This is a genomic window from Psychrobacillus sp. Z16_25, from assembly GCF_056856695.1.
Genome location: NZ_JBXEOV010000010.1, coordinates 1 through 26,890, shown reverse-complemented (window position 1 = coordinate 26,890; position 26,890 = coordinate 1). Strand labels below are relative to the sequence as shown.

Annotated in this window: 26 protein-coding genes and 1 riboswitch; of the genes, 15 read left to right on the top strand and 11 right to left on the bottom strand. The window is 40.1% G+C overall.

What is annotated here, in order from left to right; translation table 11 throughout:
* Positions 1 to 64: 64 nt before the first annotated feature.
* Together AC1VU3_RS11505 and AC1VU3_RS11500 are read left to right on the top strand one after the other, a co-directional pair.
* A complete protein-coding gene (locus tag AC1VU3_RS11505) occupies positions 65 to 589 on the top strand; it encodes a sigma-70 family RNA polymerase sigma factor (RefSeq protein ID WP_482983547.1) in 525 nt (174 codons plus the stop codon).
* Positions 582 to 1,973, top strand: a complete 1,392-nt coding sequence (locus AC1VU3_RS11500) for a DUF4652 domain-containing protein (protein WP_482983546.1) — start codon at positions 582 to 584, stop codon at positions 1,971 to 1,973. The genes AC1VU3_RS11505 and AC1VU3_RS11500 overlap by 8 nt, the downstream gene beginning before the upstream one ends.
* Before the next feature lie 111 nt (positions 1,974 to 2,084).
* Here AC1VU3_RS11500 and AC1VU3_RS11495 read toward each other — a convergent pair whose 3' ends face one another.
* Positions 2,085 to 2,555, bottom strand: a complete 471-nt coding sequence (locus tag AC1VU3_RS11495) for a GNAT family N-acetyltransferase (protein ID WP_482983545.1) — start codon at positions 2,553 to 2,555, stop codon at positions 2,085 to 2,087.
* A 250-nt stretch (positions 2,556 to 2,805) separates the two neighbouring features.
* A complete protein-coding gene (locus AC1VU3_RS11490) occupies positions 2,806 to 3,462 on the bottom strand; it encodes a LytTR family DNA-binding domain-containing protein (RefSeq protein WP_482983544.1) in 657 nt (218 codons plus the stop codon).
* A 189-nt stretch (positions 3,463 to 3,651) separates the two neighbouring features.
* On the opposite strand from AC1VU3_RS11490, the gene aceA reads away from it, so the two are divergent.
* Positions 3,652 to 4,932 (top strand): isocitrate lyase, encoded by a 1,281-nt coding sequence (gene aceA, locus AC1VU3_RS11485; RefSeq protein WP_482983543.1) that lies wholly within the window; start codon positions 3,652 to 3,654, stop codon positions 4,930 to 4,932.
* A 22-nt stretch (positions 4,933 to 4,954) separates the two neighbouring features.
* On the top strand, positions 4,955 to 6,550 hold the full coding sequence (aceB, locus tag AC1VU3_RS11480) for a malate synthase A (RefSeq protein ID WP_482983542.1): 1,596 nt from the start codon (positions 4,955 to 4,957) through the stop codon (positions 6,548 to 6,550).
* A 182-nt stretch (positions 6,551 to 6,732) separates the two neighbouring features.
* Here aceB and AC1VU3_RS11475 read toward each other — a convergent pair whose 3' ends face one another.
* On the bottom strand, positions 6,733 to 7,632 hold the full coding sequence (locus AC1VU3_RS11475; protein WP_482983541.1) for a BsuPI-related putative proteinase inhibitor: 900 nt from the start codon (positions 7,630 to 7,632) through the stop codon (positions 6,733 to 6,735).
* Between the two features lie 343 nt (positions 7,633 to 7,975).
* Here AC1VU3_RS11475 and AC1VU3_RS11470 point away from each other — a divergent pair, with 343 nt between their 5' ends.
* The 3 genes from AC1VU3_RS11470 (at position 7,976) to AC1VU3_RS11460 (ending at position 11,826) form a co-directional block, all read left to right on the top strand.
* Positions 7,976 to 8,641 carry a potassium channel family protein gene (locus tag AC1VU3_RS11470; RefSeq protein ID WP_482983540.1) on the top strand — a complete coding sequence of 222 codons (666 nt, stop codon included), beginning with the start codon at positions 7,976 to 7,978 and terminating at the stop codon, positions 8,639 to 8,641.
* A gap of 245 nt (positions 8,642 to 8,886) precedes the next feature.
* Positions 8,887 to 9,579 (top strand): response regulator transcription factor, encoded by a 693-nt coding sequence (locus AC1VU3_RS11465; protein WP_480390607.1) that lies wholly within the window; start codon positions 8,887 to 8,889, stop codon positions 9,577 to 9,579.
* Between the two features lie 141 nt (positions 9,580 to 9,720).
* Positions 9,721 to 11,826: a sensor histidine kinase gene (locus tag AC1VU3_RS11460; RefSeq protein WP_482983539.1), complete on the top strand. Its 2,106-nt coding sequence runs from the start codon at positions 9,721 to 9,723 to the stop codon at positions 11,824 to 11,826.
* A gap of 563 nt (positions 11,827 to 12,389) precedes the next feature.
* Here AC1VU3_RS11460 and AC1VU3_RS11455 read toward each other — a convergent pair.
* Positions 12,390 to 13,319, bottom strand: a complete 930-nt coding sequence (locus AC1VU3_RS11455; protein WP_482983538.1) for a nuclease-related domain-containing protein — start codon at positions 13,317 to 13,319, stop codon at positions 12,390 to 12,392.
* Between the two features lie 82 nt (positions 13,320 to 13,401).
* Between AC1VU3_RS11455 and AC1VU3_RS11450 the strand changes: the two genes are divergently transcribed.
* Positions 13,402 to 13,860, top strand: a complete 459-nt coding sequence (locus AC1VU3_RS11450) for a DinB family protein (protein WP_482983537.1) — start codon at positions 13,402 to 13,404, stop codon at positions 13,858 to 13,860.
* 140 nt (positions 13,861 to 14,000) lie between these two features.
* The gene (locus tag AC1VU3_RS11445; protein ID WP_482983536.1) at positions 14,001 to 15,389 is read left to right on the top strand and encodes a M1 family aminopeptidase; all 1,389 of its coding nucleotides are present in this window, start codon (positions 14,001 to 14,003) and stop codon (positions 15,387 to 15,389) included.
* 31 nt (positions 15,390 to 15,420) lie between these two features.
* Here the strand turns inward: AC1VU3_RS11445 and AC1VU3_RS11440 are convergent, their stop codons facing one another.
* The 6 genes from AC1VU3_RS11440 to AC1VU3_RS11415 form a co-directional block, all read right to left on the bottom strand.
* On the bottom strand, positions 15,421 to 15,720 hold the full coding sequence (locus tag AC1VU3_RS11440) for a hypothetical protein (protein ID WP_482983535.1): 300 nt from the start codon (positions 15,718 to 15,720) through the stop codon (positions 15,421 to 15,423).
* 58 nt (positions 15,721 to 15,778) lie between these two features.
* Positions 15,779 to 16,420: a response regulator transcription factor gene (locus AC1VU3_RS11435; RefSeq protein WP_480389871.1), complete on the bottom strand. Its 642-nt coding sequence runs from the start codon at positions 16,418 to 16,420 to the stop codon at positions 15,779 to 15,781.
* On the bottom strand, positions 16,395 to 17,480 hold the full coding sequence (locus tag AC1VU3_RS11430) for a sensor histidine kinase (protein ID WP_480389872.1): 1,086 nt from the start codon (positions 17,478 to 17,480) through the stop codon (positions 16,395 to 16,397). Before AC1VU3_RS11430 ends, AC1VU3_RS11435 begins: the two co-directional genes overlap by 26 nt.
* Entirely contained in the window at positions 17,477 to 18,178 is a 702-nt protein-coding gene (liaF, locus tag AC1VU3_RS11425; RefSeq protein WP_480389873.1) for a cell wall-active antibiotics response protein LiaF, read from the bottom strand. Before liaF ends, AC1VU3_RS11430 begins: the two co-directional genes overlap by 4 nt.
* A gap of 73 nt (positions 18,179 to 18,251) precedes the next feature.
* Entirely contained in the window at positions 18,252 to 18,890 is a 639-nt protein-coding gene (locus AC1VU3_RS11420) for a PspA/IM30 family protein (RefSeq protein ID WP_480389874.1), read from the bottom strand.
* A gap of 14 nt (positions 18,891 to 18,904) precedes the next feature.
* Complete coding sequence (locus tag AC1VU3_RS11415) at positions 18,905 to 19,258, bottom strand: lmo0954 family membrane protein (RefSeq protein ID WP_480389875.1); 354 nt, start codon at positions 19,256 to 19,258, stop codon at positions 18,905 to 18,907.
* Between the two features lie 163 nt (positions 19,259 to 19,421).
* On the opposite strand from AC1VU3_RS11415, the gene AC1VU3_RS11410 reads away from it, so the two are divergent.
* The 3 genes from AC1VU3_RS11410 to AC1VU3_RS11400 are packed head-to-tail and all read left to right on the top strand — an operon-like array spanning position 19,422 to position 21,946.
* Positions 19,422 to 20,510, top strand: a complete 1,089-nt coding sequence (locus AC1VU3_RS11410) for a metallophosphoesterase (protein WP_480389876.1) — start codon at positions 19,422 to 19,424, stop codon at positions 20,508 to 20,510.
* A complete protein-coding gene (locus tag AC1VU3_RS11405) occupies positions 20,510 to 21,112 on the top strand; it encodes a DedA family protein (RefSeq protein WP_480389877.1) in 603 nt (200 codons plus the stop codon). The genes AC1VU3_RS11410 and AC1VU3_RS11405 overlap by 1 nt, the downstream gene beginning before the upstream one ends.
* 9 nt (positions 21,113 to 21,121) lie before the next feature.
* A complete protein-coding gene (locus AC1VU3_RS11400; protein ID WP_480389878.1) occupies positions 21,122 to 21,946 on the top strand; it encodes an undecaprenyl-diphosphate phosphatase in 825 nt (274 codons plus the stop codon).
* Positions 21,947 to 22,059: 113 nt separating this feature from the next.
* On the opposite strand, the gene AC1VU3_RS11395 is transcribed toward AC1VU3_RS11400, so the two are convergent.
* A complete protein-coding gene (locus tag AC1VU3_RS11395) occupies positions 22,060 to 22,539 on the bottom strand; it encodes a DUF2569 domain-containing protein (RefSeq protein ID WP_480389879.1) in 480 nt (159 codons plus the stop codon).
* A 143-nt stretch (positions 22,540 to 22,682) separates the two neighbouring features.
* Positions 22,683 to 22,862, top strand: a riboswitch (cobalamin riboswitch).
* A 145-nt stretch (positions 22,863 to 23,007) separates the two neighbouring features.
* Here AC1VU3_RS11395 and AC1VU3_RS11390 point away from each other — a divergent pair.
* The 3 genes from AC1VU3_RS11390 to AC1VU3_RS11380 are packed head-to-tail and all read left to right on the top strand — an operon-like array spanning position 23,008 to position 26,673.
* On the top strand, positions 23,008 to 25,227 hold the full coding sequence (locus AC1VU3_RS11390; protein WP_482983534.1) for a ribonucleoside-diphosphate reductase subunit alpha: 2,220 nt from the start codon (positions 23,008 to 23,010) through the stop codon (positions 25,225 to 25,227).
* Positions 25,215 to 25,670 (top strand): flavodoxin, encoded by a 456-nt coding sequence (locus AC1VU3_RS11385; protein WP_480389881.1) that lies wholly within the window; start codon positions 25,215 to 25,217, stop codon positions 25,668 to 25,670. Before AC1VU3_RS11390 ends, AC1VU3_RS11385 begins: the two co-directional genes overlap by 13 nt.
* Positions 25,642 to 26,673: a ribonucleotide-diphosphate reductase subunit beta gene (locus tag AC1VU3_RS11380; protein WP_482983533.1), complete on the top strand. Its 1,032-nt coding sequence runs from the start codon at positions 25,642 to 25,644 to the stop codon at positions 26,671 to 26,673. Before AC1VU3_RS11385 ends, AC1VU3_RS11380 begins: the two co-directional genes overlap by 29 nt.
* Positions 26,674 to 26,890 lie beyond the last annotated feature (217 nt).

The following is a 26,890-nucleotide window of genomic DNA, read 5'->3' as shown; positions in this document are numbered from 1 at the left end:
ATTTCAAAAACGCCATACATAGTAGCTTCGTCTATTTAGTAAAGAGAGGAAAGGGGGAGTGAGAGTGAACCGTTATTTAGAGGAGCAGCAATTCCGGGAAATCATGCAGGAGCATACGGATTACTTACTAAGATTGGCTTATCTGTATGTAAAGGAGTGGCCTGCTGCAGAGGATATTGTGCAGGACGTCTTCTTAAACTACTATCAAAAATTTGAGCAATTTGAAGAGCGAGCCTCTCTCAAGACATACCTGGCCAAAATGACGATCAATCGATCCAAGGATTATCTGAAAAGCTGGCGCTACCGAACTCAAATGCTAACGAATTCATTTAAAGCTCCAGCAAAAAAAGGTAGAAATCGCATTATAGAAAAGGATGAAAAGTTAGAGCTAGCAGACGCAGTGCTCCAGCTTCCATTAAAATATCGAGAGGTCATTATTCATTATTATTTTGAAGAGCTTTCCATCCTAGAAGTATCACAGCTCCTAACGATTTCAGACAATACAGTAAAGACTAGACTCCGAAAGGCAAGGTCACTCTTGAAGGAACAATTGAAGCATGGTGAATGGGAGGTGCTTGTTCATGAATGAAATAAAGCAGCAGCTTTTAAGGAAGATGGGAGATACCACCGATCGGGCAGCAAGAGTGCAAGAGAATGTACAAAACAACAAAGGGGACTATCCAAAAAGAAAGTCTGGTAAGTTAACCTACTATACAACAATTGTTGCTTTCGTCAGTTTACTAACAGTAGCTAGTATTTTGCTCATACCGAATTTTCTTAATGAAAAGCAAATGCAACCTTCAGAGGAACCGACCGAAGTAATTCCACCTGTTGAGGATCCTGTGGAAGAGGATTTAGAAGTTCCGCAAGAAGACGATTCCGAAAATATCGAAGAAGCTCCATCCGAAGACGACCTTGATTATACTTGGGCGCTAAGAAAATATTTTCCGAGCAATAGCACCTCTACCTTCAATGGAGGTTACGAAAATAGCGGTTCTACTATTAAGTCACATTGGATTAACCAATACTACTTACAGCAAATAATTGAAAATACAGGAACAACTATCGAGCATATTTTTCGTTTTAAAGATAACAAAATGGATTTAGTGTATAGAGAAAATATTGATGGTAGATCTCCATCAAATATGACATTTGATGAATTAGAAGCGTTAACCTCAATTGAGCTATTCCTAGAAGCACCTTTTGAGGTAGGGAGTCAGTTTGGTTATGGGGGACTGTTTGGTGAAGGGATGATTATTTCATTAGACGAAGAAATAACAACACCTTTAGGCACTTTTACAGACGTGATGATTGTGCAGACGGAGGCAGATGGCTACCGAAAAATCAGCTACTATGCTCCGGAATATGGCTATATAAAAGGCGTTGCAGAGGGTTGGGACTGGGATACCGAGGATTATGTAGTAAATAATACAGAAGAGATTATTAGTATTACGTATGCAGAGCACGCTTTCAATAAAGAAACACCAGCAGCTTTTGAAAAGACGACTACCTCCAATTACAAGCCTAACTTTCATACACCATGGGAGATATCGCCAAATGGGAAACTTCAAGCAACGATTGAAGGAAAAGGAGAAGAAGTTATAGAGGAAGGTGTTGCTACTCTAGTAATCGAGAATAACGAAACAAAACAATCTATTATTTATAAGCTATTAGAATCTGAAAAGTACCCACAATATACACCAATGGGAGTAGCTTGGATAGACGATCACCAATTATTCGTAATTATTGGTTTTGGTTTCGGGACAGTGAGCATGGGTGGAGAGCTATATATTTTAGATATTGAGAAAAATGAGCTAAAGCCTGTTATCACCGAATTATCGAATAGAGAGGGAGTAATATCAGTAGAAGTAAATGATAATGGCACATTCACTTATCAGTTACATGTCTACGACAATGATTCTTTATCGTTACCAGAGAGTCATATAGAGGAAGAAACCTTGCCGTTACCATAGGGTAACACCCATTACAAACTTCATTCAAAGCGGAGTCTTCATCTAAAGTAAAAAGGACCGAAGCAACAAAAATCGGTCCTTTTATTATTGCCTTATCTCTCTAAATTCCTCTCACGAAAGAGTTTTCGTCATATCTGTCATATTCTGAAATCCAAGATGCTCGTAGACAGTTCGACCAGCTGAACTCGCCCATAGTCTCGCTCTTTTCGCTCCTTTTTGCTGGAGCCATGAACAAATTTCATCTACTAATTTGTGTGCTAATCCATTTTTACGATGTTCTTTTAATGTATACACGGATATCACCCAACCAAAAAGGCTTTGTTCAGGGGCAAGTGGGAAGGAATACTCTGTTCTGACTAAACCTCCTGCACAAGCGACGATGTTATCTTCGTTATCTACAGCAACTCTGAACGATAAATTACCTAATTTGTATTCTTTACTAAACAGGTTCTTTACCTCTTCTGCTCTCTGTAAATCTGGCTTTGGTATTCCGTCACATTCGCCCATTTCACAAGCCATCCTGTACCAATAATCTGCTAGAAGTGATATTTCTTCCTCTGTAGCCCACCTTGTCTCATACATGCTAAAATCCCCTAACCCAATCGTAGTAGTTGATACTATTCTAACTGTAACATAAGATTTCCCATAGTCTTGGTTGATTTGTTGCGAATCAATCACCGTAATTTTTATAGGTAAATTACTGTTTGTTTCTTTATTATCTACTTCTACCAGGATTTTATTACGCTTCCTTTTCGGTGAATTTTAGTTATCTTGGGGTATTTGTTTGCTGTTTAAGTAATAACATAAGAAAGGTACTAAAGAGTGCCCCTTTTTAAAACCCTAAAGTTTCTCTCACGCTAGCTAAATAGGATTGGCTAACTGGCAGCTCTTTGCCACTCTGTAATACAATCACTAAATTAGAGGAAAAATCACGAACGATTTTATCAATAAAATCAATATTTACTATATACGATCTGTGTATTCGTAAAAATTGGGCTGGCAGTTTTCGTTCTAGCTCCTTGAGAGCAGTATTAATCTTATATGGTTTCTCCTCAGCGTAGAACCATGTCTTCTTTTGAAGGCTCTCGATGTGTGAAATCCTCTCGATAGAAATTGGCTTCCATTCTTCCTCTCGTTTTCCGGTAAGAAAGCGAACGGGTGGTGTTACTGTAACAGTGTGATTTGGAGGAAGGATTACAATGAGTGCGGCTTGTTCGCCATTTAGCTCGATCGGGTAGCCGATTCCGTAATATGGCAAACCATATAATGTCATGTCCATTGTAGCTTCTGCTCTTTTCCCGGTCTGTATAACAAGATCTGCAATACTTCCCTTCTCTACTAATTGTCCCTCTGCTATCTGCAAATCCTGAATCCCAGCTCCATAATAAATGTACTGTCCTTGTGAAGCGATAGCGATTGAAGCCTCCTTTGGAATCCACTCCTCTAATAGATTGCCATACTTCTTTAATTGGTCTTTGGTAATTTCCATCACTACACCCCTTTGAAAATTTTATGACTCATCACGCTTATTTTTCGTTCATCCCCAAAATTATGCATTTTATCCAAATACTCATACAATTGTTTCTATTCTGTTATATATTACATTATAATAAAGTTAACTGTTATGATACAGTAAAAAGAATAGAAATCCAAAAATTAGTAGAGAGGTGTGTTATGAATGACAAAAAGACAACAACAAGTAGAAGAACTACAAAAGCAATGGAGTGAGGAGCGTTGGAAAGGGATTGAGCGACCATATTCTGCTGAAGATGTTATTAAACTACGAGGCTCTCTTCAAATTGAATATACATTAGCAAGAAAAGGAGCAGAGCGCCTATGGAATTCTCTTCATAAGGAGGACTTTATCAATGCTCTAGGTGCGTTAACTGGTAACCAAGCTGTTCAGCAAGTGAAAGCGGGATTGCAGGCTATCTACCTAAGTGGATGGCAAGTGGCGGCGGATGCAAACTTATCAGGTCAAATGTATCCGGATCAAAGCTTATATCCAGCAAATAGTGTGCCAGCCGTTGTAAAACGTATCAACCAGGCACTGCAACGTGCAGACCAAATTGACCAAGCAGAAGGCCGAGAAGAAGAGTTTGATTGGTTTGCTCCTATTGTTGCGGATGCAGAAGCAGGATTTGGTGGTCCACTAAATGTATTCGAGCTTATTAAAGGAATGATTGAAGCAGGAGCAGCTGGAGTCCATTTAGAAGACCAACTGGCATCTGAAAAGAAATGTGGTCATTTAGGAGGGAAGGTTTTACTTCCAACACAAAATGCTATTCGTAACTTAACAGCAGCTCGCTTAGCGGCAGACGTATGTGGGGTACCAACCATCATTATTGCACGTACGGATGCAGATGCAGCAGACATGGTTACAAGCGATATCGATCCACGCGACCATGAATTTATTACAGGAGAAAGAACACCAGAAGGCTTCTATCGTACAAAAGCAGGAATTGATCAAGCGATTGCTCGAGGTTTAGCTTATGCACCATATGCAGACCTAGTTTGGTGTGAGACATCTCATCCGAGCTTAGAGGAAGCAAAGCAATTTGCAGATGCTATCCATGAGAAATTCCCGGGCAAAATGTTAGCGTATAACTGCTCACCATCCTTTAACTGGGAAAAGAACCTAGACAAAGAAACGATAGCAAAATATCAAGTAGAGCTAGGGAAGATGGGCTACAAGTTCCAGTTCGTAACATTAGCTGGTTTCCACTCATTGAATCACAGTATGTTTGAGCTTGCTCATGACTATAAAACTAATGGAATGGCAGCGTACTCTAAGCTTCAGCAAGCAGAATTTGCGAATGAATCGAAGGGCTACACGGCTACGAAGCATCAACGTGAGGTTGGTACAGGATACTTCGATGAGGTTTCACAAGTGATCTCTGGTGGAACATCATCTACAACAGCAATGAAAGGCTCTACGGAAGTAGCGCAATTTGCTTGATTAGAGAATGGAGGCAGATGGCATGGAACAAACGACAGTAAAAAATATAGAAATTGTTGGAGAAGAGGTGGAGGGTCTCAAGGAGATTCTGACACCGGAAGCATTAGACTTCGTAGCATCTCTTCATCAAAAATTTGATGAGCGACGTAAAGAGCTCTTGATTGCTCGGAGAGACCGTCAGGAAAAGCTAAGTAAGGGGGCGTCTCTTAATTTCCTAGAAGAGACGAAGCATATCCGTGAAGCCGACTGGACGATTGCTCCTCTTCCAAAGGATTTGCAGGATCGACGAGTAGAAATCACAGGCCCTGTTAATCGGAAAATGGTCATTAATGCTCTTAACTCTGGTGCAAAGATGTTTATGGCATGCTTTGAGGACGCAACTTCTCCTACATGGGAAAATATGATTGAAGGTCAATTGAACATGCGAGATGCAGTCCGTAAAACAGTCTCCTATACACAGCCTGAAACTGGAAAGGTGTATCAATTAAACGAAGAAACAGCGGTTCTAATTGTTCGCCCTCGTGGCCTGCATTTAATGGAGAAGAATGTGCATATTGACGGGAATTCTATCTCTGGCAGCTTCTTCGATTTCGGTCTTTATTTCTATCATAATGTGAAAGAGCTATTGGCTCGAGGAACTGGTCCGTACTTCTATCTACCAAAGCTTGAAAGTCATTTAGAGGCAAGGCTTTGGAACGATATTTTTGTATATGCACAAGAGCGTTTCGGTATACCGGTAGGAACAATTAAAGCGACTGTGCTAATCGAAACTATAACAGCGGCGTTTGAAATGAATGAGATTTTATATGAATTAAAAGAGCATTCGGCTGGTCTAAACTGCGGTCGCTGGGATTACATCTTTAGCTATATCAAGCGACTACGTAATCATCCAGAGGTTATCCTGCCGGACCGTGGTCAGGTCACGATGACTTCGCCATTTATGAGGGCTTACACACAGCTATGCATTAAAACGTGCCATCGCCGAAATGCCCCAGCTATTGGAGGAATGGCAGCTCAAATCCCTATTAAAAATGATGAGGAAGCAAACGAAGCAGCTTTTGCAAAGGTCCGAGAGGATAAACGCAGAGAAGCTACCGATGGACACGATGGAACATGGGTGGCGCACCCGGCATTAGTTCCTGTAGCGATGGAGCAGTTTAATGAGCATATGCCTACTCCGAACCAAATCGATCGCAAACGCGAGGATGTGGAAGTGACTGCTGAGGAATTACTAGAGGTGCCTACTGGAACCATTACAGAGGAAGGGCTTCGAATGAACTGCAGTGTTGGTGTTCAATACATCGCAGCTTGGCTAAGAGGAAATGGAGCAGTTCCGATTAATAATCTAATGGAAGATGCTGCTACTGCAGAGATTTCCCGGACTCAAGTTTGGCAATGGGTTCGCCACCCAGAGGGCAAACTAGAAAATGGTCAAAAAATTACGTTTCCACTCGTTGAGCAAGTCCTCACCGAGGAGCTCGGAAAGCTAAAGGGCATCTATGGAAACGAGAACTACAGTAAAGGACGTTATTTAGAGGCGGCAGAGCTATTCTTGACGCTAATTAAAGAAGATACATTTGTAGAATTTCTTACGATTCCAGGCTATGCAAAACTATAGGAGGTGATTGGTATGAACAAGCAAACAACAGAGAAAAACCCGAAAATCTGTCTTGAATGTGGATGCGTCATCCAAGAAAAAGTCGAATCTCCCATGTTTGAATGCGAACGTTGTCTGAATAATAAATGTGAATAGGAAAATGAAAAACGTGAGAGTCGCAAATGACTCTCACGTTTTCTTTGTTATTCTGGCTTGGTGTATACATCGTCGCGAGTAAATACTTCTACCGGACCGAAATGCGGAAGTTCTGCATTTTGACCGTTTTCTTTGAAGAGGATTTCCTCTAAGCTTGGGTAAGCATCAAAATAAGAATGAAGAATACTTCCTACGAAAATGGCTTCCCCTGCTGAACCTTCTACATTTTCTAAGATTCCTGACATGTTCAATACAAGTGTTTTCTCTTCATTTTCGAAGCTATAGTCCTCAAGGGTTACTTTCGTATCTAACTGGTCAAAAATTTCATGTACCATATCTTTACTTGAGTCTATGGAAGCCTTATGTGGCTCCACATAACTAACTGTTGGGTCAGCACGGTATATGTTTACTGTGCCTGCAGCTTGTTCATTTCCACTTTCGTTAGCAGTCGCCTCGTTCTTGCTACCATCTTTCCATTCATACGATGCTTCCACCTTTTGTTCAGCAAGTTCATTTGCTGTAGACCAAGCAACGATTGTATAGGAGCCTTCTGGAATGTTAGCAGCTGCTAATTCGTTTGGTAGATCTAGAGGAACTTCTATCTTTTCGTTTGGTCCTAGCAATTTATCTTTAATTGCTTGTGTAAACATCTTGTTTGCTGAGTAGCTGAATACTTCTTTCTTCTCTTCGTCAAGTAGATGATAATCTACCTCTTGTCCACTAGAGAAGGTAAGCTGTACATCCTCTTGTGATTCATTTTCAATAATAAACACAGCGTCCTCGTTATCCTTCATATCTATAGAAGTCGCAATAGTATTCTCCATATTTTCCTCCCCGCTAGTAGGGTCTTTTTCTTCATCCTTATTGGCATTATTATCACTTGTTCCGCAAGCCGTTAAAAATAGAACGAAAGAAAAAGCGATGAATGTTAAGAAAAGTTTTTTCATCATTTTTGCCTCCTTTACTGTATTAGACACGTAAGAACAGAGAAAGTTTCAGGTATTCTAAAAAATGGTTAGATTGTCCTCACTCATGGAATGGTTTATAGGTTTTTCTAATGGGATTACGAAAAAATCATCTATTTAATTGTATTTACAGATACTAAAGAGAGGAGTAATATGTGTATATTTCCATCGTTGAATCCGAGGAGACGGGAAGCCATGTCTAGAAAAGTGATGCGTAGTGAATCCTTTTAGGAAGGGCTACTTTTGGTCTAGCCCGTGAACTATTCTCGTAAGAATGAGTAATTAGATGAATTGAAAGCAGATAAAATGAGTAGGAGCGAGCAACATGTCAAAAACAGAAAAACAATTTGCAGTAATTGGACTAGGAAGATTCGGTGGTAGCGTGTGTAGAGAGTTATATTCCTTAGGTCATGAAGTACTAGCGATTGATATAGCTATGGAACGAGCAGAAAATTTTCTCGACTATTCCACGCAAGCAATCCAAGGAGACTCTACAGATGAATCCTTTTTAAAATCGATTGGTATACGAAATTTTGACCACGTAATTGTGGCAATCGGAGAAAATATTCAAGCAAGTGTACTAACGACATTGAATCTTAAGGAGCTTGGTGTTAATAAAGTGTGGGTGAAGGCACAAAATACTTATCATCAGAAAGTTCTAGAAAAAATTGGTGCTGATCGTGTGATTCATCCTGAGGTAGATATGGGGATTCGAGTAGCTAATTCGATGTCCTCTAATCATCTCGTTGATTACATCAACCTTTCTGATGAATATAGCATTGGGGAATATCATGCAACCAAGCTCATTGATAATAAAACCTTACAGGACCTAAATTTTCGAGGGAAATACAGGGTTAACATCCTCGCTATTAGGAGGGATAATCTTGTGAATATAAACCCGCTGCCTACGGATATTGTCAAAGAGGGGGATGTACTAGTAGCGATGGGGCTTAACAAGGATCTAAACCGATTTGAAGAGAAGGCTCTGTAATAACCCTTTACATTTTTGATTACATGAAAAATGTTTCCACTAATAGCTGAAAATGTCCCTTATAAATGTGAACGCTGGCAGTCTAACTGCTGGCGTTTTTTTCGTTTAGAATAGCGGAAATAACCTTTTGAAACCGATAATGGTATAAAAAGGTTATAATTTTCTTAAGAATTTCTTCAGATTTATGCTACGAGAATGTTCATAATTGAACGATACAATAATGACAGGTGCAAGGGAGGTAGATGGTGAGCATGTACACAGTGTTAATTACAGATGACGACCAAGATATCAGAGATGGAATTGAAATTTATTTAAAAAATGAAGGCTATCGAGTATTAAAGGCAGCGGATGGGAGAGAGGCTCTACAATTACTGAAAGAGAATGAGGTCCATGTCATTATTCTAGATATTATGATGCCGAATATGGACGGAATTTCAGCTACTTTTAAGATTCGAGAGGAGCGTAATGTTCCAATCATTATGCTAAGTGCCAAAGCAGAGGATTCAGATAAGATTCATGGTCTATCTGTTGGAGCAGACGATTATGTAACAAAGCCCTTTCATCCAATGGAGCTTGTTGCTCGTGTAAAATCACAGCTCCGTCGGTATACAAAGCTTGGAACCTTTCAAGGGCAGCAAGAGGTCATCGAAGTGAATGGACTAACGTTAAATCAAGAAGCGAAGGTGCTAACAGTCGAAGGTGAACCGGTTAAGCTCACGCCAATCGAATACAAAATTACAGAGCTGCTCATGCTGAATGCCGGTCGCGTATTTTCCATTCATGACATTTATGAGCGAGTTTGGAACGAGCCCGCATACAACGCAGAAAACATCGTCGCAGTACACATCCGGAAGATTCGAGAGAAGATTGAAGCAGATCCTAAAAATCCTCGATATTTAAAGGTGGTGTGGGGCGTTGGCTACAAAATCGACAAGTAAGGCAAGCATCATTTTATCAATGGCGGCAATTCTATTAGGACTATTGTGCATTGTTTATTTTACACTAAACCTTTTCCCTATCATTTTGGAAAATAACAGCTTTAAACAAATTATAAGAGTGATGAAAGGCGGAACTACCGGATGAAAATGAAATTAGGGAAAGTAATCCTGCTTAGTCTTTTGGCAGTAATAGCAATTACTTCTCTTTATACGCTTGTAGATGAGGGTCGGAATTATATAGGGAAAAATTATTTTGACAGTGATGAGTTTCAATCTGAGCTATCGCAATATCAAACAGAGCTTGTCCCATTAGCGTTAGTGGAGCTAGACCCGGAGGAATTAAAGAAGGAGATTACTGTAAGTCCTTCTGATATAGAAGAGTATCGCTATCGATATGGTAACCTGGAGAGTCAGTTGGATTCCATCCGCATGCAGTATGAGGGGGTCGAGGATCAAGCCTTAATCGATGAAAGAGATCAAAAAATAAAGGATATCACTCGCAATTTCCAGGACGATGAATATGTGGAGAATAAAATAAAAAAGGAAAAAGAGAAAGAAGTTGATGCTTATTTTCAAGCGCTGGAACGAGCGAAGAGAGAATTTGAGTATCGTCAATCTCAATTTGTCTATGACCTAGAGAATGTGAAGACAGGAGAGAAATTTACTAGTGGTGGCTTGGACGGTAAGCTTGCTTTCGAGAAAGTATATTCCAGTAAAAATGGATACCTAACAGAGAACCCGATTTATTATCCGACAGAGTCCTTTAACATCTCTCTTCCTCCAGAACGATTTAAAGGAACGATTGCTATTACAAAGGATAGTATCTTGAACGGCAGTAGAGCTTATGAATATAGCGATTTTGTTACAAGGCAATGGATTTTCTATGGTCTACTTGTAGGTGGAATTATTGCAGGCTTCCTTTTTGTAAGATTATATCGAGGGAATAGAGAGCTCTTTGATTATAAGCCTGGAAGAGAGAAATTTAGAGCGTTGCCGATAGATGTACGCATAGCGCTGATTGTTGTTTGTGCTTATTTTGCTCTCTTGTTTTCCAATCGACTCGTCTGGTCGATCCTATACTCCTATAGATATATGGATATTCCTATTACCAGTTTAGTGTTTTCGGCTTTATTATTTGCTGTAACTATATATATGTGTGAATGGTTTATAAGGGATTACGCTCGGAAGGATTGGGAGAATAGCTGGATATTGGGGGCGTGGAAATCCATAAAAGGTTTCTTTAAGGTTCGCACTATTGGTCTTCAGATATTGATTCTCCTAGTGGTTATCTTTTTCTGGGGGTTTGGAACGATGCTTTTACTTCAAGTTCCAGAAGCTATCGTAGTCTGGATAGGGGCTTCTCTTTTCATTGGTTTCCCAACACTATTTATTTTATTATCTAAGACCTCTTATTTAAATCGAATTATCCGAAAGTCAGAGGATATGGTGAAGGGAATAGGGGAGACAGAAATAGAAGTAAAGGGACATTCGGCCATTGCACAATTGGCAGCAAACCTAAATCACCTTCGAGGAAGAGTTCAAACCTCTCGAACCGAGCAAGTGAAAAGTGAGCGCTTGAAAACCGAGCTCATCACCAATGTGAGTCACGATTTACGAACACCCTTGACGTCGATTATTACGTACACGGATTTACTGAAGAACCCTAATTTAACAGATGAAGAGCGAGCTTCATATATTGCGATTCTGGACAAAAAATCGCTGCGATTAAAAACATTGATTGAGGACCTATTTGAGGTATCCAAGATGGCATCGGGCAACATGGAGCTGGAAAAACGCAAGGTCGATCTGGTGCAGCTTTTAACCCAGGCCATTGCCGAGCATCAAGAGGATATCGATAAACAAGGACTCGACTTCCGAGTAACAATCGGAACGAAGCCAATCATGGCCTATGTCGATGGCCAAAAATGGTGGCGAATGTTAGATAACCTCATCATCAATACATTAAAATATGCAATGCCGAATACGAGAGTCTATATCAATCTGGACCAGGAAGGGCAGGAAGCTGTTTTTGTCATAAAGAATATTGCTAACTATGAATTAGGCAATAATGATATAGAGGAACTAACAGAACGATTTAAACGAGCAGACACCTCTCGTCATACAGAGGGATCGGGACTAGGTCTTGCGATTGCTCAATCTATTGTAGATTTGCATGGCGGTGTGCTAAATATTGAAGTGGACGGAGATCTTTTCAAAGTCACTGTGCGCGTTCAGGCAGTGTCGTGATTGGATGGAACCCCCTCTTGGTGAGGGGGTTTTTGTGTTGTGAGAGCGCAGCTAGTCTAACCGAGCGAGAATGTTGTAAAAAAAGACGAGAATGTTGTAAAAATGAAGACCAATGTTGTAAAAACTCGGCCTAATGTTGTAATTCTGGGAGCAGAGAGACCCGCCGAGCGAGAATGTTGTAAAAATAGACGAGAATGTTGTAAAAATGAAGACCAATGTTGTAAAAACTCGGCCTAATGTTGTAATTCTGGAAGGAGAGAGTTCCTCCGAGCGAGAATGTTGTAAAAAAAGACCAGAATGTTGTAAAAGTGAAGAGCAATGTTGTAAAAACCCGGCCTAATGTTGTAATTCTGGAAGGAGAGAGTTCCTCCGAACGAGAATGTTGTAAAAAAAGACGAGAATGTTGTAAAAATGAAGAGCAATGTTGTAAAAACTCGGCCTAATGTTGTAATTCTGTTAGGAATAAATTCAAGGAGTAAGTGCGCTTAATAACAAAATGTCTCTTATCTATATCACTCAGCAGATATCGCTTTCATCTTGTTCATCTACCTTAAGAATAAGTATTATTTCTTCAAAATTGGCACTGGCTTGGGAAGAAAATAATATCTTCCTCGAGTTTTGTTTGATGAATGGAGTCCAGAATTTCTCAATACATAAGAAGCTGCATACTTGTCCTTCAACCCCAAAAACTCCATGCATTCCTTATTAGTAATCGTGTCCTTGCATAAGTAGAACCAGTCCTCCAGTCCTTGCTGAAGCATCAGCTTCTTCTTGGTTCCGCACACTGGGCAACCCCCACCGCTGACCTCCACTATTCTTAAGCATGTGGGACAGAGCAGCCCTTTTCTTACAGAGGCAATATCCAAGTCAAATATGGTCGATAGTGGCTTCGGGATAAACGGGGTGTTGTGCTCCTGCAGGAATTTCACCAGTCCTCGAAGCTTAGCGGAAGTTATTTTATCTGGGAGAGCATGTAGTTCTTCGATATGCATGGCGATATCGCATCCGATTACGGCTTTTGTTTCGCGAGGTGGCTGAGCGACGATGGTTTTGGAGTAGGCAAATACGATAAAGGGTTTGATTGGGAGGGAGATGCCTTGTTGCTTTAGCAGTATACCCAGGCTCTTGGCGTGGCGTTTGATTTGTTGCTCGGGGCATTTGAAGGAGGTTGTGTCTCCGTCGATGACTCTTAGAAGCTGTTCAGGATTCCGCTGAAAATAGAGGGTGCCTTTAATATTTTTTATTTCTAAGATAGCAACATATTTCTGTGTAAGAATGAGCGAGTCGATTTGGAGATAGTGGTCGTCCTTTAAGGAAATGTGTAAATCCTTCAAGATGGAATAATTTTTAGGGAAGGTGACTTGCTTCAGAAAGTTATCTACGTATGCCTCGCCAGAAATGCCGGCTTCTATGCTTTGCGTTCGGTTCTCTAGGTAAGATATTAGGGGATGTTCGAGGGGTAGGCGTTTCATAAGACGAAGAAAAATATCCATTTGTATAGTAATCACTCCTTTTGATAAAAAATACCATATTCGCAAACAGAATGCTATACTCAAATAAAAAAGGGGTGGAAGCATGGAAGCGCTAGATCAACTAAATTTTGCTCGAGTATACACCTTAGGAAGAATAAAACAAAGTGACTTATCAAAATGGGATAGCCAGCCACCAGGTTTTCATAATACTATTCGGTGGAATGTGGGTCATATCTATATCCAAATGGAGCTTTTGACAAAAAAAGCTGTACCTACATATGAAGTTGTTAACCCTGAGTGGGCCCCATTTTTTATACCGGGAACAAGTCCCGCACAATGGAAGGATGAGCCGCCAAGCACAGAAAAATTGGTGCATGCATTAGAGGAGCAGGCACCAAGGATCATTGCTTTATTAAAAGAAAATCTATCAGAATACTTACCGGAAGCAATGCAAATTGGCACCTTGCATACGATGGAAACTGTCGATGCGCTGGTACAATTCATCGTCTGGCATGAAGGCGTGCACGCTGGGATTATTCACTCATTAAATCTAGCAACCTAATCAACTGCATCTCCCGAGAGATGCGGTTTTTCTATTTATGAAGCACCAATTCCCCAATATTTAGAAGGTATATTATTGGAATATATAGAATAATTGGATCAGTTGTGATTGCTATTTTACTAAGTGTTGGTGCCTTTTTTTTGTTACCAAAAGAGGAAGCAGCAGTAGAGAAAAATTCGGTAGTGAAAGATGAGCAAAAAAATTCTTCTAAACGGAAGGTTCCTTTATCGGAGCTACCTGGCTCGAGAGGTAGCTATAAGATTGATATTCAGCAAGCGGAGGATTTGCGCTTCTATATTTCTGCTGAAATTAAAGTGGTAAATGAATCGAAAAGCGTTTGGGAGGATATCGGGTTTTATTTTATTCCGAATGCGATGACTAAGGAAAATGTTGATTACTCGTTGCATATGCCGGGAGAGGCAGAGATTTCTTCTATCACAGGGGAAGCGGGGAAAGAGCTTAGCTACACGCTGGAGGATACAATGCTTCATGTAACTCCAGATAAAAAACTTCATCCTGGAGAGAGCACCACCTTAAAAGTAGAATATATGCTTATGCCACCGGTAAATGGGCAACGTTTAGCGCATGTAGATAATAATTTTTATCTGGCGTTATGGTACCCAATGCTGGGGAGGTATACGGATAGATGGGATCTTCATCCTTACTATCATCATGGAGAATTTTACGATACGGGCTATGGAAATTATGATATCACTTATAAGCTGGCTAGAGAATATTTAGTAGCGAGCTCCGCAGAGGATGGGGAAATAAAACCTGTTAAGCAAGGAAGAATACATGCGAAGAATATAAAAGACTTTTACCTAGCATTGCTAGACCCGACAGAATGGATTTTTGTAACAAACCAAGCAAATGATACGGAAATGCGATATTTTTATCCGTACGATGATAAAGATACACTGAATAAAATTGCTTTAGATGGACAAAAGGCATTCCTATTTTTAGAGGAAAACATCGGGGATAATCCTACAAAGGAAATAGATGTTGTCGTAAATAATAATGGGATGGAGTATCCTAATATTGTTGAAATATGGAATAGGAATGGGAGATATCACTTCGTCTTGGTACATGAGCTTGCTCATCAATGGTTTTATTATATGGTGTCGAGCGATTCGTATGAGGAGTCTTGGTTAGATGAAAGCTTAACTACTCTCTTAGAATCTACCTATACGACGCAGTTATACAGTAGCGAGACAGGGGAAAAGATAGGCTTTCGTGATGCGGAAATTCATGCTTCTAGACATAAAGCGTTTCAAAAAGAACATGCCAACATTCCGGTTACAGAATTTGGAATGGTACATGGCCCTAGCTTATATGGGAAATTCCCTATCATATTAAGAGAGTTTTTCAAGGAGCAGGGAGGCCATGAAAAAACTATTGAGTTTCTATCTGCATATTTTAACGAGTTTCAATTTGAATATGTTGATACGGAAGCCTTTGTGGAGTTTTTCAACGAATATCACGGGGAAGATCATACAGAATTTCTATCAGAATGGTTAATCTTAGAATAAAAGAAAGGGGATGACTTCGAAATGTTCGAGTTCATCCCCTTTTCTTAAGGGTTTCCATTTCATTGATCAAGAGGTCCAGCTTTCTTTGGATATCATCTAGTTGCTTAGCTGAAATTGAACTATTGTTCTTTTCTTTCTTAGAAGAAGTGGAAGAGTTTCTTTGCTCGTTTTCTTTTAGCTCAGAAATAACGATGGCGTCTGCGAAATTTTGAACAATAAAACCTAAAGTAACCAGAATAGAACCTAAGAAGCCGACGGTGACTCCTAAGCTAACGGTCCCCTGCTCTTGAGCATTGTTTCTAGCTGCTTGGTTTGCTTTGCTGCGTGGCATTTTTCATAATCACCCTTTATACACTTTTTAATACTATATGTCAGAGGGCGCAGATTCGTTATTTCTTATTTTGTACAAGCTGGTGCTCGAATGCATAGATGACAGCCTGAGTTCGATCATTCACCTCGAGCTTCGATAAGATATTACTTACATGTGTTTTGGCAGTCTTCAATGCGATAAATAGGGTATCCGCTAGTTCTTGGTTTGTTTTCCCTTCAGTCATCAACAAAAGGACTTCTAACTCTCGATCCGTCAGCTCCTCATGTAGAGCTCGGTTAGAACCTTTTCTCATCCGCTGCATCATTTTATCGGTAACCTCAGGCTCTAGTACTGCACTCCCAGTTAACGTTTTACGGATAGAATCAGCAATATGAGAGGCTTTGGAGGTTTTCAATAAATAGCTTATCGCACCAGCCTCCAAGGCAGGATATACCTTGTCGTCATCGATGAAGCTAGTAACAACCATCACTTTAGCTTCCGGCCATTTGGATACGATTTCCTTCGTAGCCTCTGCACCGTTCATTATAGGCATGACCATGTCCATCAAAATGATGTCTGGCTTATGTAAAAGAGCCAGGTCGACTGCCTCCCGTCCGTTCGTAGCCTCCGCTACTACCTCCATATCAGGCTGTGATTGAAGGTAGGCTGCTACCCCAATTCGCACCATTTCGTGATCATCCGCTAATAGTATTCGGATCATTGCTTGCTTCCTCCTCGCTAACTGATAGGCTATTTACCTCTGTGGAAATAGGAATTTTTACTTCGACAATCGTGCCTTGAGAAGGGACGGAAACAACCTTACACGTACCTCCTATTTCAACCGCTCGCTCTCGTACACTTTGTATGCCATAGGAGCCATTTTTTCCTTCTCCTGTCTCGAACCCAACCCCGTTATCTTGTACTCGGAAGATGGCTAGGTTATCTCGCTCTACAAAAAGCACATCCAGCTCTGTCGCTTTCGCATGGCGTAGCGTATTGGATAAGGTTTCTTGTGCGATGCGGAATAAATGATCCTCTGCGCCTTTTGAAAGAGGAACCTCCTCGAGCCGATAGCGGATGGTAAAGAGAACCTTTGCCTGAAGCTCCTGTAACAATTCCTCCAGCCCTTCTTTTAATGTTTTATTGTGAAGGGCAGCTGGACGTAAGTGAAGCAGTAATGCTCGCATTTCGAGCTGGGCCTGCTGGACAATCTTTTCGGTCTGCATGAGTGTCTTCGGGGCCTCACCGCTTTTTGCCTCCTCCATCTCTACCATCGTGGAAAGAAGCATAGAAGCAGCAAATAGCTGCTGCGATACCGAATCATGGAGCTCTCTGGCAAGACGCTGGCGTTCCTGTATAATTTGCTCTTGTATTATTTTTTCTTGCGCTTCTGCTTTTTCGTCAGTAATTCTCTGTAACGTTTTTCGCTGAGTAAGGATAAGGGTCTCGAGTTCTTTTGCTGTCACATGCATTCTCTTTGAATACGTGATCCTTTTTTTCGGAGGTTTATACGTCTCCGGATGAATAAGGGGACGCAAGGTTGTTTCTATCCTTTTTTCCTGATTTCGTACCTTTTGAAGGGTGTTAAATGAAATAAGAAAGCTAATGATAGCAGTAATAATGATAATCCAAGCTCCAAAAGGCACCTCTGCATACGTGTCACGTAGAAGGGACCACCAGGCTTCTTCGTTTGGCCATCCCCATATAACATATAAGACCCCAATGATTAATAGAAGAAAATAAAGAAAAATAGAGATACCCTGTCCTAGAAAGATTTTCATTTTCTAATCACCTCGATATCCCCAATCCATGTGGAAACAATGATAACAAGATCGGATGTGTGTGTAACATCGTCCCTGTAACCATCTTTAAGTAAGACAGTATGGTTCCAAAGACGTTGTGGTCCTCGGCCGAGAAGGTTTGCTTCTCCGATTACGGTTGCATAATGTATTCTTACTGGAATTTCATAAGGAATATGAATAGTAACTTTCCCAAAGGATTGGCGGATTGAGATAAAAGAAGTGCCCTTTGGTAGTACGGTTTCTGTTACATCTATTAAAAAATCACCATAAAAGCTTTGGACGTGTATATCCTTCCATTCGTAAGCTTGAAAGGGGGTTGTTTGGGTGGAAAACAGCTTGTTTTGTATCACTTGATCTGGAATATCCTCATATAACTTTTCGGTAGGTCGTATAACGTCTGTAACAGGTTCATTTTTCCAGAGCTTATAAAGAAAATAGGAGATAATCCCGACAACGAAAATTCTTAGACTCCACATAGAGAGAATAGCGATGACTAATAGAATAAATCCTGTCCAAAATAAGCTTTTGGATTGCTTGCGGAGACTAAAGTACATGAGTCCGAGTCCGATTAATACCAAAATAATATTTCCATTTCCAAAAACAACTGCCTCTATAAAAACAAGAAAAACAAAACAAATGAGTAAGAATGCTAGCTTATTTGTCTGGTTGTCTCTCATATTTGTTTTCCTCCCTTCTAGACTTACAAGTGAAGGAGAAGGCATAAGCCTTCTCCAGTATCTACTAAATAGTTTACACAATTTCCTGCTTGGTTTGGTTGTTTTTTTCTAATATTTCTAGGCGCTGTTCCATAGAAGTAATTTCATGCTCTTTGTCTATCTTCTGACCAAGGCGTTCTATATAGCTTTCCATTTGATTGAACGTAGCAAAATTTTGTTGCTTTGATTCAGGGTGGAGCATACGATCCATTTGTTGATGAGCTCTTATTACATTTTCTTTCCCCATAAGCTGAAGCTGGCGGACTTTCATATCCTTGACCTTATGCTTCATTTCTTCATATTTGCGCTCTAGCTCAAAGAGCTCCTGTGTAGTCTGATGAATAGTGTTCTCTACTACCGCTGCGCGTTCCTTATAAGCTGACACCTCTGCTTCGGCGAAGGTGATCAAATCATCTTCTCCTGCAGTTCGTGCAAGCTCTGCTTGTTTCTGGCGTTTTTCGACCATTTGAATCGTTTCTGCTAACTCTTTTTCGAGCTCTGCTTTTAATTTTCCTTGTCTTTCTAACAATTTCCCTGTCTGCTCCGTTTGTTTTTCCGCTTCTCGGATGTATTGATTAAGCATTGCGATTGGGTTTTTCTCTTCTTTTTTGTCAAATAGTTTATGAAGATCTGCTTCTATACTATATTTTAGTCTTTGTAATAATGTTGCCATGTTCGTATCCTCCTTTATTTGTATAAATCGTTCCATTGCTTTTCAAAGTTAACAAATGGATCATTTGTATCTAGCTGAGAAATAGAAGAGTGATTCTCTAGTTGCTTCCATTTTTTCACGATGTAATAAAGTGCTCCAATTGCTATAATTCCAAGCAGGCCTGGAATATTAGAAACGGCTGATAATAAGCCGATGATACCAATTATTGCCCAGAAAACTTTTAATAGGGTGGTATTACTCTTTAGATAAAAGTGAGCCCCTGCTATCACAAATAAGCCGGAGATACCGAGACCTAGAATTGCTCCAAGTGTAGAAAGAGCCGTAATGCCTGCAATAATTCCTGCTACTACTAACCAGAATTTTTTCATGTGTATGTTCCTCCTCTCGTACTGTATCTAAAGCTTACCAGCTGTACGGTTTCTACTAAACGGGCTTAAAAAGGATTTTCTTCTCGGTCTAGAGGCGTAGAAGGAGGAAAAACAACATTTCTGTTATACTAATTGAAAAAGTTAAATAATGGAGATTACAAGGATGAAGAAAATCGGAGCTATAATATCTGTACTCGTTTTATATGGAGCAATTGTCTTTTATTTTGGTTGGAATGTATGGGCATGGCTGAATTCTTACTTCTCAGTGAATATTGTATTGTTTAGCTTTGCGTGGGGATTGATTGCATTTTCCATGGTTTTAGCAAGGCTGAACCATCAACTAAAATTCTTTCAAGTTATTGGTGCTTATTGGATGGCTATATTGCAGTATGGCCTGATTCTTATCCCGCTTGGTACAATAGCAGCCTTTTTGTTCCCTGAAAAAATCGGGACAATTGGCTGGGTTATTTTCCTACTATTCCTTTCTATCCTCCTGTATGGTTCCTATAAGGCCTATACACCGGTAGTAAGAAGGTTATCTATCACCATCCCTAAAAAGGAATCTACTATAGAAGAATTAAAGGTAGTGGTTGCATCTGATTTCCATCTTGGTTTATTATCCAATAAGGCACATTTACAAAGGTTTGTCCGAATATCAAATGAGGAACAGCCGGATTTAGTATTATTAGTAGGGGATCTAGTAGATGATGATCCTATCTGGTACGTAAAAAATGGCATGTCCGAAGTGATGAAACAGCTAACTTCCACGTATGGTATTTATGGAGTGCTAGGTAATCATGAATATTATGGAGGGAAAATCCCACAGCTAGTGGAAGAAATGAAGGGCTCCAATGTTCGAATGCTGTTAGATGAAACTATAGAAGTAGCAAAAGCGTTCTATTTAACAGGTAGAGAGGATCTAACGAACAAACACAGAAAGAGTTTAGAGGAGCTGAGTCCTGAAAACAGGAATCTCCCTTGGTTTGTCATGGACCACACACCTTCTAATTTACTGGTACCCGAAAAGGCAAATGTAGATCTTCATGTCTCAGGTCATACTCATTTAGGACAAATGTGGCCAAATCACTTATTTACGAAAAGGATTTTTGAGTTAGACTATGGATATAGAAAAAAAGGAGCAATGCACGCAATCGTATCCTCCGGTTTCGGTTTTTGGGGACCACCAATTCGAATAGGGAGTCAGTCCGAAATTTGGTCGATACACATTATGTTTAAGAATGGAGAGTTTTAATGGAAGCATGGGTTACAGACTGGATGAACCAGTTTGGCTATTTTGGTGTTTTTATCTTAATTTTGTTAGAAAATGTTTTTCCTCCTATTCCATCTGAGGTCATCCTTACGTTGGGAGGATATATGACTGCAACTACTAGTATGACGAAGCTAGGGGTAATTATTGCTTCGACCCTAGGTTCTGTATTAGGAGCAACGCTTCTTTATGGATTAGGTCTTTTACTAGATGTAGAAAGATTAGAAAAGATTGTGAAGAAATACGGAAAGTTTCTTCGTTTAACAGTAAGTGATATTCATAAAGCGGATGCTTGGTTCGATAAATATGGACCTTGGGCAGTATTCTTTGGTAGATTGGTGCCACTGATTCGAAGCCTTATTTCGATTCCAGCCGGTATGTCTAATATGAAATTTTGGTTGTTCCTATTATTTACTACATTAGGAACGCTGATTTGGAATACGGTTCTTGTTTCAGTTGGAGCAGCAGTCGGAGAAAATTGGGAAGACATTGTAGCGTATATGGATATTTACTCAAATATCGCGTATACACTTATCGCAATCGGAGGAATTGCTTTCTTGTTTTGGTATTTTAAAAAACGTAACTAAGGAGATATTATGGAGATTCTAGAATTATTAAAAGCGTTAATCCTTGGCTTTGTGGAGGGAATGACGGAATTCGCACCGGTTTCTTCTACAGGGCATATGATTATTGTGGACGACATGTGGCTTCAAACAAAGGAATTTTTAGGTGAATATTCAGCGAATACATTTAAAATAGTTATTCAGCTAGGATCCATCCTAGCGGTAGTAGTCGTTTTCTGGAAACGATTATTAAGCTTAGTAGGCTTATATAAAATAAAGGATGTAGCGCCAGGAAGTCAGTTAAAGCTAACGCATGTAATTGTTGGGCTTATTCCAGCTGGAGTGCTTGGTGTGTTGTTCGAGGACTACATAGATGAGCATTTGTTTACAACAGAGACAGTACTAATTGGTTTAGTGCTAGGTGCCATCCTAATGATAGCTGCAGATAAGTTCGGTCCAAAGAATCCGAAAACAAATTCATTGGATAAAATTACTTATAAGCAGGCAATCCTCGTTGGGTTGATACAATGTCTATCTTTGTGGCCAGGTTTTTCAAGATCAGGCTCTACTATTTCGGGTGGGGTTCTATTGGGGATGAATCATAAGACTGCGGCAGACTTCACGTTTATCATGGCAGTGCCTATTATGGCAGGTGCTAGCTTCCTATCACTGGTGAAAAACTGGGAGTACATGGATTTAAATCATCTCTCGTTTTATATCGTAGGATTTGTAAGTGCATTTATCTTCGCTTTAATATCAATACGCTTCTTCTTGAAGCTGATTGATAAGATTAAGCTTACACCATTTGCAATCTATCGTATTGTTTTAGCGATTATCTTGGCGATTATTATTTTGTAAGTAAAAACGAAAGAGGCTTTGGAAATTATCCAAAGCCTTTTTATTTTGATGCCAAGTGCTTCCACGTAATTCCCCAAATGCTTGTCAGAGCAAAGAGAGGTGCTTGTGCTTTCTTATTCATTTACAAATGTATTATGGACACGCTTGGATACCATGAAATAGGCAATCCAAATAATGGACAAAACAAAGGAGGAAACACTGATAGAAGCTGACTCATTGTCCGTACTTACATTGTTAATGAGTATTGCATCAACGATATCCAATATCATACTAAGAATGAGATAGGAAATAATTGCTTTCGGGAAAAATTTTTTCTTTTTAAAGAAAATTATGATTAAATATATTGAAATAAACAATAAGAGAGCGTTACAAGCCATTTCGAAATAAATAGCTTTCTCAAAATGAGGGTGCACTTCTGGGGAGGTGACCACTTCTGTCCATTCACCAGAGTTGATTAATAAGAAAGATATGATAAAATATCCGACTGAAAATATTACAGTCAAAAACAAATATATGATAGGTAATAGCAGCCAACCTCTAATTCCTTTCGGTCCTTCCTCGTAATGCTCTTGCTCTTCTAATGGTTGAGTCATTTTATTCTTCCTCTCTCTAAATTTTCCAATATCACTTTCCATTATATTGTAAACATAAATATTCTATAAGGAAAGACTTTCTTCCTATGTACAAGTTTAAACACTATATGTTAGGGTTATTAAGTAAATAAAACACAATATATTGTACTGATAGATGATTAGGTACCATTACGGTTTAATAGGGAATTCGGTGAAAAGCCGAAGCTGTCCCCGCAACTGTAAGTGTGGACGACTGTTGAAAATGCCACTGCGATTTATTCGTGGGAAGGTCAACAGGAGGAAGAAGCACGAGCCAGTAGACCTGCCTAGTCGTCGAAAAAGCAACACTTTCTTCGGGGGTTGAGAGGTGGGAGCGAGGACTTTTATAAATATGTCTTTTTGTTTCCTACTTTTAAACGTAAGCACTGACTCGGCCGAAGAGGCTATGGTTAGTGCTTTTTTTGTTGCTCAAATAAAGGAGGAGTTCATATGACAACGTCAATAAAAACAGAAAAAGCAGTGCAGTTAGACAAATTATCCAAAGAATTTGGAAAAGAGAAGCTTACCCCACTCCTGACCTATCAGCAAAAGTGGCTAGCAAGACATGATGACGACCATAGCTGGGCTCGTGATATGTCTCTTCATGCACTCAGCCTACTAGACGAGCAAAGCCCTTACTGGACATTTGTCGCAGCTCGAATTTATCTTTGGGATATTTATGAGCAAGTAGCTGATAACCGTAGAACAAATGTTGAAAAAGTATATCTTGGTTTCCTGGAAAATGTTAGAAAATTAAGTAATCGAGGGATTTATGACAGAAACATAATGGAATCCTACTCCGACGAAGAACTACAAGAACTGGCGGAAGTAATTGTTCCGGAAAGAGATAATTTGTTTACTTATATTGGCCTCAAAACCTTGCTCGATAGATATGTAGCAAAGGATTTTAATAAAGCGATTGTAGAGTTGCCGCAAGAGCGCTGGCTGGTGATCGCAATGACTTTAATGAAAGAAGAAACAGAAAAGCGGCTAGAAAAGATTAAAGAAGCATATTGGGCAATGAGTAATCTCTATATGACTGTAGCTACACCTACTCTTTCGAATGCAGGAAAGCCCCATGGTCAGCTATCGAGCTGCTTTATCGATACAGTGGATGATAGCCTTCAAGGGATTTATGACAGTAATACGGACGTCGCTACTCTATCCAAATACGGTGGTGGAATAGGCGTCTATATGGGGAAAATTCGTAGCCGTGGCTCTTCTATACGAGGATTTATAGGAGCATCAAGCGGAGTATTACCTTGGATTAAACAATTAAACAATACAGCAGTCAGTGTGGACCAGCTAGGGCAGCGACAAGGAGCGGTAGCAGTATACCTGGATGTTTGGCATAAGGACATCTTTACGTTTTTAGATTTACGGCTAAATAACGGAGATGATCGCTTAAGAGCACATGATATTTTCACAGGTATTTGTCTACCTGATTTGTTTATGGAAAAAGTAGATGCGAGAGAGGATTGGCATTTATTTGACCCACATGAGGTTCGTACAGTAATGGGATATTCGTTAGAGGATTTTTATGATGAAAAGAGAGGGAGCGGCTCTTTTCGTGAAAAATATACAGAATGTGTAAATCATCCGGAGCTATCAAAAGAGACCGTACCTGCAATTGAGCTGATGAAACGAGTTATGCGCTCTCAATTAGAGACAGGCGTACCTTTTATGTTTTACCGAGATGAGGTGAATCGTCGAAACCCGAATAAGCATGAGGGGATGATTTATAGCAGTAATCTATGTACAGAAATCTTCCAAAATCAAAGCCCGACCATTTCTGAATCCATACAGCTAGACGGAGACACCATTGTTACTCGGAGACAGGCGGGAGATTTCGTTGTCTGTAACCTCTCCTCTATCAATTTAGGTCGTGCAGTGCCGGATCACGTGTTAGAGCGGCTAATTCCTATACAGGTGCGAATGCTTGATAATGTGATCGATTTAAACATGATCCCAGTTCCACAGGCGGAGCGTACAAATGCTAGGTACAGAGGGATTGGCTTAGGGACGTTTGGTTGGCACCATCTACTTGCGATTAATAGTATTCGCTGGGAATCGGATGAGGCGGTAGAATTTGCAGATAAGTTATATGAAAAAATAGCGTATCTAACCATTAAGGCTTCCATGGAGCTAGCAGAGGAAAAAGGGGCCTATCCTTTATTCCCGGGGTCTGATTGGCAAACTGGTGCCTATTTCGACCAGCGTGGCTATGAGGATGATAAATGGATGGAGTTAAAGAAGCAGGTGGCAACATGCGGAATGCGTAATGGCTATCTCATGGCTGTTGCTCCAAACTCGTCTACTTCTATACTAGCTGGCAGTACTGCGAGCATTGATCCTATCTTTCAAAAATTTTATTCGGAGGAAAAGAAGGACTATAAAATTCCGGTAACTGTTCCGGATTTAAATAATGAGACTACCTGGTTCTACAAATCGGCTTATTTTATTGACCAGCATTGGACAATTAAGCAAAACGCGGCGAGACTGCGACACATCGACCAAGGGGTGTCCTTGAATTTATACGTGCAAAACACCATCAAAGCGAAGGATTTACTGGCATTACATTTAGATGCTTGGAACAGTGGCCTAAAAACAACCTATTATGTACGATCTACATCCGTAGAACTAATAGAATGTGAGTCGTGTTCAAGCTAATGAAGGCACTAATTTCTTATCTTAGTTATAGCGGAAATACAGAGGAAATTGCGGAGCTGATACGGGGCGGATTAGAGACATTTGGCTATGAAACAGAAATGCGATTCATAGAGGATGAAACGACAATTGACTATGTAGATTATGACCTTCTATTCATCGGGACATTTACCTGGGGGCGGGGGAGTGTACCGGATGAGATAGTTCCTTTTATTCGACGAATCAAGGAAAATCCCACCAACCTATATGTGTTTGGTTCAGGAGATACACAGTTTGGTGGTGACGCCTTGTTTTGTCGTGCGGTCGATCTCATAAGAAATTATGTGGGCTGTGCGTATCCAGGCTTAAAAATAGAGCAATCACCTAGAGGTAGCCAAGAAGCACTCGTAAAAGAATGGCTGGAAGGAGTAATAATAGATGCAAAGAGCAAAAACATTAGAGCCTAGAAATCCAAATAAATCTACAGGGATATTTGGGGGACAATCCAGTGGGATATTGAACTGGAATGACATTGCTTACCCACATTGGTACAAGATTTATAAGAGATTATTAGGGAACTACTGGCAAGCTGATGAAATCAATATGTCGAATGATGTAAAGCAGTTTAGAAATCTCACGAAGGAGGAGCAGGAGGCCTATCTAAAAATAATTGGTCTGCTTGCGACGCTTGACGGTCCGCAAACAAGAACAGCATTGCTGTTGTCCTTGTATGCAACGGATTCTTCGGTTCAATCCATTCTGGCAGTCATCGCTCAGCAGGAAGCTGTACATAACGAAAGCTATTCCTATGTGCTATCATCTGTTGTTTCCTTAGATGAACAGAATCGCTCCTTTGAATTTGGAAGGACAGATGAGATTTTATTGAAACGAAATAAAAATATAGAAAAATATTACAATGAGTTTGTAGCAAACCCTACACTTGAAAATACGGTCAAAACAATGGTTTATACAACTCTACTAGAAGGCTTGTTCTTCTATTCCGGCTTTGCCTTCTTCTACAACCTTGCTCGTTACAATAAAATGGTCGGCACCTCTACGATGATCAGCTATATTAATAGAGATGAATTAGAGCATGGTCGTTTTATCACCGAGCTATTCAGGGCGACCCTGGGAGAAAACCCAGAGATTCATACAGACGAACTAATTAGCTGGGTATATGAGCAGTTTAGAGAATCTGTCGATTTAGAAATAGAATGGTCTCATTATGTACTAGGAAAGATAGATGGTATTGATCTAGAAGAAATGGCCGGATACGTGAAATACCGTGCGAACAAAATGCTGCGCCTACTCGGACTTGAAGAAATCTATCCAGAGTATGTAGAGAATCCGATGAAATGGATTCGCGCCTATGCAGATAATATCGACGGCACTAAGACGGACTTTTTTGAGCAAAAATCACGACAGTATGTAAAAGTAAATGCAATTGATAATGGTTTTGATGAGCTTTAATGGTGGTATTCAGGGCGACCAACTAGCTAATAGCAGAGATTCCCTTGGCTATAGTTTACTTTATGGAAATGAAAAGGTAATACTTGCGATTTGTGCCGAATTACTTGCGGAAGCCACTAGCTTACTTGCGTTTGTCAATTTTTATCCCGCATTAAGGGGCAGTATGACTCCCACTTCAAGATGGCAAAAGAAATGAGACAGCTAAGCGGGAGATCAA

Bases quoted from the DNA above. Each gene is read 5' to 3' on its own strand.
- AC1VU3_RS11415 (WP_480389875.1), bottom strand. From the start codon at position 19,258: ATGAAAAAATTCTGGTTAGTAGTAGCAGGAATTATTGCAGGCATTACG.
- AC1VU3_RS11395 (WP_480389879.1), bottom strand. From the start codon at position 22,539: ATGACTCAACCATTAGAAGAGCAAGAGCATTACGAGGAAGGACCGAAA.
- aceB (WP_482983542.1), top strand. From the start codon at position 4,955: ATGGAACAAACGACAGTAAAAAATATAGAAATTGTTGGAGAAGAGGTG.
- AC1VU3_RS11420 (WP_480389874.1), bottom strand. From the start codon at position 18,890: ATGGCAACATTATTACAAAGACTAAAATATAGTATAGAAGCAGATCTT.
- aceA (WP_482983543.1), top strand. From the start codon at position 3,652: ATGACAAAAAGACAACAACAAGTAGAAGAACTACAAAAGCAATGGAGT.
- AC1VU3_RS11450 (WP_482983537.1), top strand. From the start codon at position 13,402: ATGGAAGCGCTAGATCAACTAAATTTTGCTCGAGTATACACCTTAGGA.
- AC1VU3_RS11380 (WP_482983533.1), top strand. From the start codon at position 25,642: ATGCAAAGAGCAAAAACATTAGAGCCTAGAAATCCAAATAAATCTACA.
- AC1VU3_RS11390 (WP_482983534.1), top strand. From the start codon at position 23,008: ATGACAACGTCAATAAAAACAGAAAAAGCAGTGCAGTTAGACAAATTA.
- AC1VU3_RS11495 (WP_482983545.1), bottom strand. From the start codon at position 2,555: ATGTATGAGACAAGGTGGGCTACAGAGGAAGAAATATCACTTCTAGCA.
- AC1VU3_RS11410 (WP_480389876.1), top strand. From the start codon at position 19,422: ATGAAGAAAATCGGAGCTATAATATCTGTACTCGTTTTATATGGAGCA.
- AC1VU3_RS11400 (WP_480389878.1), top strand. From the start codon at position 21,122: ATGGAGATTCTAGAATTATTAAAAGCGTTAATCCTTGGCTTTGTGGAG.
- AC1VU3_RS11405 (WP_480389877.1), top strand. From the start codon at position 20,510: ATGGAAGCATGGGTTACAGACTGGATGAACCAGTTTGGCTATTTTGGT.
- AC1VU3_RS11500 (WP_482983546.1), top strand. From the start codon at position 582: ATGAATGAAATAAAGCAGCAGCTTTTAAGGAAGATGGGAGATACCACC.
- AC1VU3_RS11470 (WP_482983540.1), top strand. From the start codon at position 7,976: ATGTCAAAAACAGAAAAACAATTTGCAGTAATTGGACTAGGAAGATTC.
- AC1VU3_RS11435 (WP_480389871.1), bottom strand. From the start codon at position 16,420: ATGATCCGAATACTATTAGCGGATGATCACGAAATGGTGCGAATTGGG.
- liaF (WP_480389873.1), bottom strand. From the start codon at position 18,178: ATGAGAGACAACCAGACAAATAAGCTAGCATTCTTACTCATTTGTTTT.
- AC1VU3_RS11475 (WP_482983541.1), bottom strand. From the start codon at position 7,632: ATGAAAAAACTTTTCTTAACATTCATCGCTTTTTCTTTCGTTCTATTT.
- AC1VU3_RS11490 (WP_482983544.1), bottom strand. From the start codon at position 3,462: ATGGAAATTACCAAAGACCAATTAAAGAAGTATGGCAATCTATTAGAG.
- AC1VU3_RS11440 (WP_482983535.1), bottom strand. From the start codon at position 15,720: ATGCCACGCAGCAAAGCAAACCAAGCAGCTAGAAACAATGCTCAAGAG.
- AC1VU3_RS11455 (WP_482983538.1), bottom strand. From the start codon at position 13,319: ATGGATATTTTTCTTCGTCTTATGAAACGCCTACCCCTCGAACATCCC.
- AC1VU3_RS11430 (WP_480389872.1), bottom strand. From the start codon at position 17,480: ATGAAAATCTTTCTAGGACAGGGTATCTCTATTTTTCTTTATTTTCTT.
- AC1VU3_RS11460 (WP_482983539.1), top strand. From the start codon at position 9,721: ATGAAAATGAAATTAGGGAAAGTAATCCTGCTTAGTCTTTTGGCAGTA.